The organism is Saccharothrix xinjiangensis, from assembly GCF_039527585.1.
GTDB lineage: Bacteria > Actinomycetota > Actinomycetes > Mycobacteriales > Pseudonocardiaceae > Actinosynnema > Actinosynnema xinjiangensis.
In genome coordinates this window covers 141,465-150,108 of the sequence record NZ_BAAAKE010000026.1, presented here as the reverse complement: position 1 = coordinate 150,108, position 8,644 = coordinate 141,465, and the positions used below count along the sequence as shown (strand labels likewise).

The following is an 8,644-nucleotide window of genomic DNA, read 5'->3' as shown; positions in this document are numbered from 1 at the left end:
GCGGAACCGCGCGCCCCGGCCCACCGCCGCGCGGCGGCGACCAGCGGCGCGGTGACCTCCAGCGCGGCGACCGCGCCCAGCGCCACGTGCGCGGGCGCGCCGTCGCGCAGCAGCGCCAACCCGACCCCGTGCTGGACGGCCACCGCGACCGCGGCCAGGGCCGCCGCGGCGAACCCGCCGCGCCGCTCCCGCACGGCCAGCCGGTCCACCAGGTCCCCGGTGCGGTCCAGTTCGCGGTCGAGCGCGCCGAACGCGGTCAGCTCGGCCGCGCCGTCCAGCAGCACCACGGTCCGCTCGGCCAGGTCCGACCGCAGCGGCGCGACCGCCCGCAGGTGCCGGTCCGCCACCGCGCACGCGAGCGCGGGCAGGACGAGCCCGGTGAGCGCCAGCCCGACCACGAGGGGCGCGGCGAACCCGGTGGCGGCCAGCGCGACGAGCCCGACCGCGCCGGCCACGGCGGCGGGCAGCAGGCAGCGCAGCAGCACGTCCTGCACGGCGTCCACATCGGACACCAGGCGGGTGAGGGCGTCGCCGTCGCGCAGCGGGGCGCGCCGCAGCGAGTCGTAGACGCGGCCCCGCACCTCCACCAGGCCCCGCAGCACGGCGGCGTGCCCGGCGAGCCGCTCGACGTAGCGGGCGCCGCCGCGCGCGAGGGCCAGGGCGCGCACGGCCACGACCGCCACGGTCAGCGCCGTCAGCGGCGGCTGTTCCGCGGCCCTCATGACCAGCCACACGGCGGTGGTCGTCAGCCCGATGCCCGCCAGCTCGGCCGCGACACCCGCGGCCACGGCGCCCAGCAGCCCCCTCACGTCGGCCCCTCTCACGCCGGCCCCCTTCACGTCAGCCCCACCACCCGGTCCACCTCGTCGAGCAGCGCCGGCCGGTGCGCCACGACCAGCGCGGTCCGCCCGGCGGCCAGGGTCCTCGCCGCCCGCAGCACCACCTCCTCGGTGCCGCCGTCCAACCGGGACGTCGGTTCGTCGAGCAGCAGCACCCGCGCGTCCGGCCGCGCCAGGGCCCGCGCCAGGGCGACGCGCTGCCGCTCGCCCGAGGACAGCGGGTGCGTGGCGCCCAGGAGGTGCCCGAGGCCGACAGCGGCCGCGGAGGCCGCAATGGTCGGAGCGGCCGCGGAGGCCGCAATGGTCGGAGCGGCCGCGGAGGCCGCAATGGTCGGAGCGGCCGCGGTGGCCGCGATAGTCGCGGTGGCCGCGACGGTCCCAGTGCTCGCGGGGGCGCCGGGTGAGCCGAGGGCGATGTTGTCGGCGACCGTGCCGGGGAACAGGGTGGGCCGCTGCGGCACCCACGCCAGCTGCGCCAGCCACGTCGCCGGGTCCACCTCGCGCAGGTCGACCCCGCCGACCAGGACCCGGCCGGAGGCGGGCGCGACGAAGCCGAGCAGCACGGACAGGACGGTGGTCTTGCCGGCGCCGCTGGGCCCGACCAGCGCCACCCGCTCGCCGGGCGCGAGGCGCAGCGACACCTCGGGCAGCGGGTCGCGGCCGGGGTGGCTCACCACGACCCGGTCGAGGACGATCTCGGCGGCGCGCAGGTCCGGCGCGCGGGTGCGGCCGACGGACACCCGGGTGCCGCCGGCGCGGTGCGCGGCCTCCAGCACCGCCAGCCCCTCGGCCGACTCGTGGAACCGGGCGCCGGCGGCCCGCAGCGGCAGGTACGCCTCGGGCGCGAGCAGCAGCACCAGCAGCGCGACGTGCGGCGTCACCCCGCCGTGCAGCAGCCGCAGGCCGACGGGCACCGCGACCAGCGCCACCGACAGCGTCGCGACCAGCTCCAGCACCAGCGCGGACAGGAACGCCACGCGCAGGGTGCGCAGGGTGGCCGAGGCGTGGGCGTCGGCCATGGCCCGCACGGTCCGCGCCTGCGCCGCCGCCCGCCCGAACAGCTCCAGCGTGCCCAGGCCGCGCACCACGTCCAGGAAGTGCCCGCCGACGACGGCCAGCCCGGCCCAGCCGGCGCGGGTGCGGTCGCGGGTGTGCAGGCCGACCAGCGCGGCGAACACGGGCACCAGCGGCAGCGTGGCCAGCACCACCAGCGCCGAGGCGAGGTCCGCGAACGCCAGCCGCGCCACCACCGCCACCGGCACGACCGCCGCCACCGCGAGCTGCGGCAGGTACCCGGCGAAGTAGGGCTCGACCGCGTCCAGCCCTTTCACCACCAGCGTGGCCACGGACCCGGCGGGCTCCCGGCCGCCGCACGCCGAGCGCAGCACCCGCTTGCGCAGGTCGGCCTTCACCGCGGCGGCGAACCGCAGCGGCACGACCTGGGCGGCCCACGCCACGAGCGCCCGCCCGGCCACCGCGGCGACGAGCCACCACGCGGGGCCGCCGGTCAGCACGGCCGCCAGCGCCTCGGCCTGGGCGAGCACGGCGGCCGCGGCGCCGGCGGCGAGGGCGGTCAGCACCGCGAGGTAGCGCCGGTCGGCGTGCCCGCCCGGGTCAACGCGGGACACGGTGCGCCCACCAGGTCGTCCACTGGAACAGCAGCACCAGCGGCAGCACGGCCAGCGCCACCCAGCCCAGGGCCCGCAGCGTGGGCAGGTCGGCCATCACCGACGTCGTGACCACGTCCCGCGCCCCGAACACCGCGACCACGGGCAGCGCGCACAGCGCCGCCGTGCAGCCGAACGCCGCCCGCCACCGCCCGGCGCGCACCGCGAGCCACGCGCCGCCCAGCAGCGCCAGGGCCACCGCGGCGGCCAGGCCGTAGGCGGGTTCCGGCACCGCGCCCGCCGTCAGTGCCGCCGCCACCGTGAACACCGCGGCCGCGGGCGCCAGCGCCAGGGCCCACCGCGCGGCCCTGGCGCGCAGGTCGCCGCGCAGCCGCCAGGCCAGGAACACGACGCCGTGCAGCGCGAACAGCGCCGGCAGCCCCGCCGCCCACAGCCACGCCGGCCCGCCGAGCACCCGGCCGAGCAGCACGCCCCACGCCACGGCGACCAGCAGCGCCGCGCCGACCAGCACGGGGTCCCACGCGGGCGACCGCAGCTGCACGGCGGCGGTGAACGCGACCAGCGCGACCAGCAGCACCGTGAAGGCGGTGTGCTGCGACGACAGCAGCTCGCCCTCCAGCCGGGGGAACGCGCCGAACAGCACGCCGACCGCCGCGACCAGCCACACCTCGTTGCCGAGGAAGAACGGCGTCATCGCGCGCAGCACGAGCCGCCGTTCCCGCTCGTCGCGCGCGAACGCCCGCAGCAGCACGCCGACGCCGTAGTCGAAGCCGGCCAGCGCGAAGTAGCCGCAGGTCAGCACCGTCAGCAGGACAACCCAGACCTTTTCCACCGCGACCCCCTACAGCGCCGGGACCATGGGCGAGACGGGTTCGACGTCCGAGGACGCCGGTCCGCGCCGCGCGTACCTGGCGATGAGCGCCCAGTCGGCGACGGCCAGCGCCGCGAACACGGCGGTGAACCCGATGAATGACACGAGCAGTTGGCCGCGGTCGACGTGCGACAGCGCGTCCTCGGTGGTCAGCAGCCCCTGCACCAGCCACGGCTGCCGCCCGATCTCGCGGAACAGCCAGCCGCCGATGGCGGCGACGAACGGCAGCGGGATGCCGGCCACCATGAGGTGCAGCGGGAACCTCAGCCGCACCACCAGGTCGCGGGCGAGCAGCGGCACGGTCACCCAGCTGACCAGCAGCAGCACCAGCCCGATCTGGATCATGAACCCGAGGCCGGCGCCGTCCACCGCCCCGACCGCGTCGAACTTGTCCGGCTGGTGCTCCTCCACGATCGGGATCTGCGCGAACCCGAGCCCGACGAGCGCGGGCGTGGCCAGCGCCGTGGTGACCACGCCCAGGCGCAGCGAGCGGCGGAAGAAGTCGACCTCGTCGGTCCGGCGCAGGAAGTGGTACGCGCTGACGCCGGTGAGGAACACGCCGCCGACGGTCAGCGCGGCGAAGCACACGTGCCCGAACGCGGTCACGAAGGTGGGGTTGGTCAGCAGCGCGGAGAAGTCGGTCATGCGCAGCACGCCGTCGCGCAGCTCGTGCCCGACCGGGTGCTGGAGGAACCCGTTGGCCGCCATGATCCAGAGCGCCGAGGCGTACGCGGTCAGCGCGACCAGCCAGATCAGCGCCAGGTGGACCCACCGGCCCAGCCGGTCCCACCCGAAGATCCACAGGCCGAGGAAGGTCGACTCCAGGAAGAACGCCACCAGCGTCTCGACCGCCAGCGGCGCGCCGAACACGTCGCCGGCGAACGTGGACAGGCCCGACCAGTTCAGGCCGAACTGGAACTCCATGACGATGCCGGTGGCGATGCCGAGCGCGTAGTTGACCACGTAGAGGCGGCCCCAGAAGCGCGTCATGCGCCCGTGCACGGGGTCCGCGGAGAACGCGGCCCGGGTCTGCGTCACCGCCACCAGCGTCACCAGTCCGAGCGTGACCAGCACGAACAGGAAGTGGAACGAGGTGGTGACGGCGAACTGGAGCCGGGCCAGTCCGAGAGCATCCATGGGTAGGCACGTTATACGTAGCGAGCCTACTTAACATCGGGGGTTCCCCCGATGCGCCCCCTTGTCCGGATCCGTAGACTCACTACGCATGAAGTCCGATGCGCTGCGCGGCCACCTCGACGCGCTGCTGCTCGCCACGCTCGACGGCGAGCGGCTGCACGGCTACGCGATCATCGAGGCGCTCCAGCGGCGCAGCGGCGGCGCGCTCGACCTGCCCACCGGCACCGTCTACCCGGCGCTGCGGCGGCTGGAGTCCGCGGGCCTGGTGAGCAGCGAGTGGAGCACCGTCGGCGGCCGGCAGCGCCGCACCTACCGGCTCACCAGGGCCGGGCAGCGGGCGCTCGCGGCCGAGCGCACCGCGTGGCGCGAGTTCACCACCGCGATCGAGGGCGTGCTGGGGGGCGGGTCGTGGCCGGCGCAGGCGTGATCGACGACTACGTGTCCGCGCTGGACCGGCGGCTGCGCGGCCCCGGCCACGTCAAGGACGACCTGCTCGCCGAGGCCCGCGACAGCCTCGACGACGCCGCCGCGGCCCACCGCGACCGCGGCCTGCCGGACGAGGACGCCCAGCGGCGGGCGGTCGCCGAGTTCGGGCCGGTCACCGCCGTGGCCCGCGACTACCAGGGCCTGCTCGGCCTCGCCCACGGCGCCCGCACCCTGCGCACGCTCATGCTGGCCCTGCCGCTGGCGCACCTCATCTGGGAGCTGAACCGGGCGTTCTGGATCGGCGCCTGGCAGGACTTCGACGCGCCGCCGCCCCCCTGGTACCTGCTGGTCGCCCGGTTCAACGACAACGCCTCGTGGGTGGTGGCGGGCGTGGCCGTGCTCGCCCTGCTGGTCGGGCGGCGGCTGGCGCGCACCGCGGTCAGCACCCTGACGCTGGCCAGGCTGGCGGGCGCGGTGGCGGTCGCCGCGGTCGGCGTCGCGCTGAGCGGCAACCTCGCGATCCTCGCCGCCACCGCCCACCTGGACGCGACCCGGCTGGTCCTGTCGCCGCCGGTGGCCCTGGCCACCCTGTTCTCGCTCGCCGTGCTGCTCCGGTTGGCCGTGCTGGCCCGCCGCTGCGTGGTGTTCTCGTCGATGTGACCGCCGGGCGTGTGCCACGATCGTCACGTGACCTCAGCGCTCATCTACATCGTCGTCATGGCGCTCGTCGCGGCCGTGGTGTTCCTGCTGGCCGCGCTGGTGTTCGGGCGGGGCGAGGAACTGGCGCCGCTGCCGCCGGGCGCGTCGCCGACCCGCCTGCCCGCCGGCGGCGTGACCCCCGAGGACGTGCGGGAGCTGCGGTTCCAGCAGGTCCTGCGCGGTTACAAGATGACCGAGGTGGACTGGGCGGTGGAGCGCCTGGCCGGCGAGGTCGAGCGGCTGCGGGCGCGGGTCGCCGAGCTGGAGGCCGAGACGGGGCGCACGCCCGTCGACCAGCCGGACGGGCGGGCCGCCGACCGGGCCGCCGACGGGTCCGTCGACCGGGCCGTGGACCGGCCCTTCGACCGGCCGACCGACTTGGAGCCGTCCCACGGCCGGCCCGCCCGGGAGGCCGAGCATGACCGGGCGTGAACCCCGCCCGGCCCGAGCCGGGGCGGTCGGCCCGTGACCCGCTTCGAGCTGCGCGTCCGCGTCGACGCGCCCGCCACCCGCACCTGGGCCGCGCTGACCGACTGGGACCGGCAGGGCGAGTGGATGCTCGGCACCAGGGTCCGCGTCACCGCCGGTGACGGCGCGGGCGTCGGCAGCGAGCTGTCCGCGTTCACCGGCATCGGACGCCTCGGCTTCACCGACACCATGCGCGTCACCGCGTGGGAGCCGCCGGTGCGCTGCGCCGTCGACCACACCGGCCGCCTCGTCCGCGGCACCGGCGAGTTCCTGGTCCTGCCCCGCGGCCCGCGCAGCGAGCTGGTGTGGGCCGAGGACGTCGCCCTGCCCCTCAACCTGGCGTTCGCGCCGGGGGTCAAGCTGTCCCTGCTCAGGTTCGCCAGGTTCGCCCGGGAGTACCCGCATGACTGACCAGGCCACCCGCCCCGCCGCCCCCGTCCCCGCGGGCCCCGCCGCCGACCTGGTGCGCTGCCCGTGGGGCCACAGCACCCCCGACTACGTCGAGTACCACGACACCGAGTGGGGCGTCGAGCTGCACGGCGACACCGCCCTGTTCGAGCGCATGACGCTGGAGTCGTTCCAGTCCGGCCTGTCGTGGATCACCATCCTGCGCAAGCGCGAGAACTTCCGCCGCGCCTTCGCCGGGTTCGACCCCGCCGCCGTCGCCGCGTTCGACGACGACGACGTGGCGCGCCTCATGGCCGACGCGGGCATCGTGCGCAACCGGGCGAAGGTCCTCGCCGCGGTCAACAACGCCCGCGCCGCCGGCCGGCTCGACGTGCCGCTGGACGAGCTGCTGTGGTCGTTCCGGCCCGAGCGCCACACCCGGCCCGCCACCGCCGCCGACGTGCCCGCCACCACCCCCGAGTCGAAGGCGATGGCCAAGGAGCTCAAGCGCCGCGGCTTCGTGTTCCTCGGCCCCACCACCTGCTACGCGTTGATGCAGGCCACGGGCATGGTCGACGACCACATCGCGGCCTGCTTCCGCGCTAGCGGCCGGTGAACCGCGGCGTCCGCTTCGCCACGAACGCCGCCACCGCCTCCCGGTGGTCCGCGGTCGCGCCCGCCTCCGCCTGCGTCCGGGCCTCCACCTCCAGCGCCATCGCCAGCTCACCGGAGAACGCCATCGCCTCCTTGATCTTGGCGTAGGCGGTGGTGGGCCCGTCGGCGAACCGGCGCGCCAGCTCCAGCGCCGCGGGCAGCGCCTCGCCGTCCGGCACCACCCGGTTGACCATGCCGATCCGCAGCGCCTCCTCCGCGCCCACCGGCTCGGCCAGCAGCATCATCTCCATCGCCCGGCCGTGCCCGATCAGCCGCGGCAACGTCCACGACGCGCCCGAGTCCGCGGTCAGGCCCACGTTCGCGAACGCCATCAGGAACCGCGCGCCCGCCGCCGCGATCCGCAGGTCACTGGCGTAGGCCAGGGACGCGCCCGCGCCCGCCGCCATGCCGTTCACCGCCGCGATCACCGGCTTCGGCATCCCCACGACCGCCCGCACGATCGGGTTGTAGTGCCGCTCCACCGTGCGCAGCGGCGCCGGGTCGCCCGCCTCCAGCAGCGCGATGTGCTCCTTCAGGTCCTGACCGGCGCAGAACGCCCGCCCCGCGCCGGTGACCACCACCGCCCGCACGGCGTCGTCCGCCGAGGTGTCCAGCAGGACCTCCAGCAGCCGCTCCTTCATCGCCGTGGTGAACGAGTTGAACGACTCCGGCCGGTTGAGGGTGAGGGTGCGAACGCCGTCGGCGTCGTCGACGAGGAGCTCGGACACGGTGGGACCTCCGGTTGTGCTCGATCACGTACCCAGGCAGTCGTCGACGAACTCGGCCACCGCGGGCGCCAGCCGCGCGGTGTGCCGGTCGAAGAACTCGGCGGCGCCCGCGCCCGGCCACCGCGCGGGCAGCAGCTCGCGCGGCAACCCCGGGTCGCGGAACAGGAACTTGCGCCACGCGTGCAGCAGCCGCTGCGACGCCGCGAACGCCCCCGCGCGCGACGTACCGTCCACAGCGGACATCACCGGCTCCCACCCGGCGGTGAACCGGGCGTAGTCGCGGCCCAGGTCGGCCAGGTCCCAGGCGCGGGCCGCCAGCTCCGCCGCGTCGCCCTCGTGCCCGCCGAGGAACGCGCTGCCGCGCACGCCCTCGGCCGCGAGCACGTCCGCCAGCTCCGCCGACGGGCGCGGCGAGATCCACGTCACGGGCCCCAGCGCGCCGTAGCCGAGCAGCTGGAGCGAGGAGGCCAGCCGCTCCCGCGCCTCCCGCGCGGGCAGCTCCTCCAGCACCACCACGTGCCACCGACCGTCCCACGTGGACGGCCGGGTCCGGTAGATGCGGGCCGCGGCCTCGTCCAACCGGCGCTCCGCGCGGGGCGTCAACGCGTAGCCGGGGCCGCCCGGCAGCCGCACCGGCGCCAGCCAGCCCTGCCGCACCGTCCGCGACACCGCCGTGCGCACCGCGGGCGCGGCGAAGTCCAGCGGCTCCAGCAACCGGACCAGCGCGGCGATCGTCGCGGCGCCACCCCGCTCGCGGAGGTGGCCGCCGTAGACGTCGAAGAGCGCGGAACGGGCTCGCACGAGAGC

At 76.3% G+C, this 8,644-nt stretch carries 10 protein-coding genes and 1 pseudogene; 5 read left to right on the top strand and 6 right to left on the bottom strand.

What is annotated here, in order from left to right; genetic code table 11:
• From ABD223_RS34975 to ABD223_RS34960, 4 genes are all read right to left on the bottom strand, one after another.
• On the bottom strand, positions 1 to 809 hold an 809-nt coding region (locus ABD223_RS34975; protein WP_486374874.1), incomplete at its 3' end, for an ABC transporter domain-containing protein.
• A gap of 26 nt (positions 810 to 835) precedes the next feature.
• The gene (cydD, locus tag ABD223_RS34970) at positions 836 to 2,467 is read right to left on the bottom strand and encodes a thiol reductant ABC exporter subunit CydD (protein WP_344041015.1); all 1,632 of its coding nucleotides are present in this window, start codon (positions 2,465 to 2,467) and stop codon (positions 836 to 838) included.
• Positions 2,454 to 3,299 carry a cytochrome d ubiquinol oxidase subunit II gene (locus tag ABD223_RS34965; protein ID WP_344041014.1) on the bottom strand — a complete coding sequence of 282 codons (846 nt, stop codon included), beginning with the start codon at positions 3,297 to 3,299 and terminating at the stop codon, positions 2,454 to 2,456. Before ABD223_RS34965 ends, cydD begins: the two co-directional genes overlap by 14 nt.
• 9 nt (positions 3,300 to 3,308) lie before the next feature.
• Positions 3,309 to 4,475, bottom strand: a complete 1,167-nt coding sequence (locus ABD223_RS34960) for a cytochrome ubiquinol oxidase subunit I (RefSeq protein WP_344041013.1) — start codon at positions 4,473 to 4,475, stop codon at positions 3,309 to 3,311.
• Between the two features lie 88 nt (positions 4,476 to 4,563).
• Here ABD223_RS34960 and ABD223_RS34955 point away from each other — a divergent pair, with 88 nt between their 5' ends.
• From ABD223_RS34955 to ABD223_RS34935, 5 genes and pseudogenes are all read left to right on the top strand, one after another.
• Positions 4,564 to 4,902: a PadR family transcriptional regulator gene (locus ABD223_RS34955; protein ID WP_344041012.1), complete on the top strand. Its 339-nt coding sequence runs from the start codon at positions 4,564 to 4,566 to the stop codon at positions 4,900 to 4,902.
• Positions 4,884 to 5,561, top strand: coding sequence for a permease prefix domain 1-containing protein (locus tag ABD223_RS34950; RefSeq protein ID WP_344041011.1), 678 nt, complete (start codon positions 4,884 to 4,886; stop codon positions 5,559 to 5,561). The genes ABD223_RS34955 and ABD223_RS34950 overlap by 19 nt, the downstream gene beginning before the upstream one ends.
• A 27-nt stretch (positions 5,562 to 5,588) precedes the next feature.
• A pseudogene (locus ABD223_RS34945) lies at positions 5,589 to 5,873 on the top strand (DivIVA domain-containing protein); the annotation flags it as partial.
• Between the two features lie 192 nt (positions 5,874 to 6,065).
• Positions 6,066 to 6,479 carry an SRPBCC family protein gene (locus ABD223_RS34940; protein ID WP_344041010.1) on the top strand — a complete coding sequence of 138 codons (414 nt, stop codon included), beginning with the start codon at positions 6,066 to 6,068 and terminating at the stop codon, positions 6,477 to 6,479.
• On the top strand, positions 6,472 to 7,071 hold the full coding sequence (locus tag ABD223_RS34935; protein ID WP_344041009.1) for a DNA-3-methyladenine glycosylase I: 600 nt from the start codon (positions 6,472 to 6,474) through the stop codon (positions 7,069 to 7,071). The genes ABD223_RS34940 and ABD223_RS34935 overlap by 8 nt, the downstream gene beginning before the upstream one ends.
• On the opposite strand, the gene ABD223_RS34930 is transcribed toward ABD223_RS34935, so the two are convergent.
• Positions 7,058 to 7,837, bottom strand: a complete 780-nt coding sequence (locus ABD223_RS34930) for an enoyl-CoA hydratase-related protein (RefSeq protein WP_344041008.1) — start codon at positions 7,835 to 7,837, stop codon at positions 7,058 to 7,060. The genes ABD223_RS34935 and ABD223_RS34930 overlap by 14 nt on opposite strands.
• A gap of 24 nt (positions 7,838 to 7,861) precedes the next feature.
• Positions 7,862 to 8,638, bottom strand: coding sequence for a PaaX family transcriptional regulator (locus tag ABD223_RS34925; RefSeq protein ID WP_344041007.1), 777 nt, complete (start codon positions 8,636 to 8,638; stop codon positions 7,862 to 7,864).
• Positions 8,639 to 8,644 lie beyond the last annotated feature (6 nt).

Coding starts and splice junctions, on each gene's coding strand:
- ABD223_RS34960 (WP_344041013.1), bottom strand. CDS start 4,475: ATGGATGCTCTCGGACTGGCCCGGCTCCAGTTCGCCGTCACCACCTCG.
- ABD223_RS34955 (WP_344041012.1), top strand. CDS start 4,564: ATGAAGTCCGATGCGCTGCGCGGCCACCTCGACGCGCTGCTGCTCGCC.
- ABD223_RS34935 (WP_344041009.1), top strand. CDS start 6,472: ATGACTGACCAGGCCACCCGCCCCGCCGCCCCCGTCCCCGCGGGCCCC.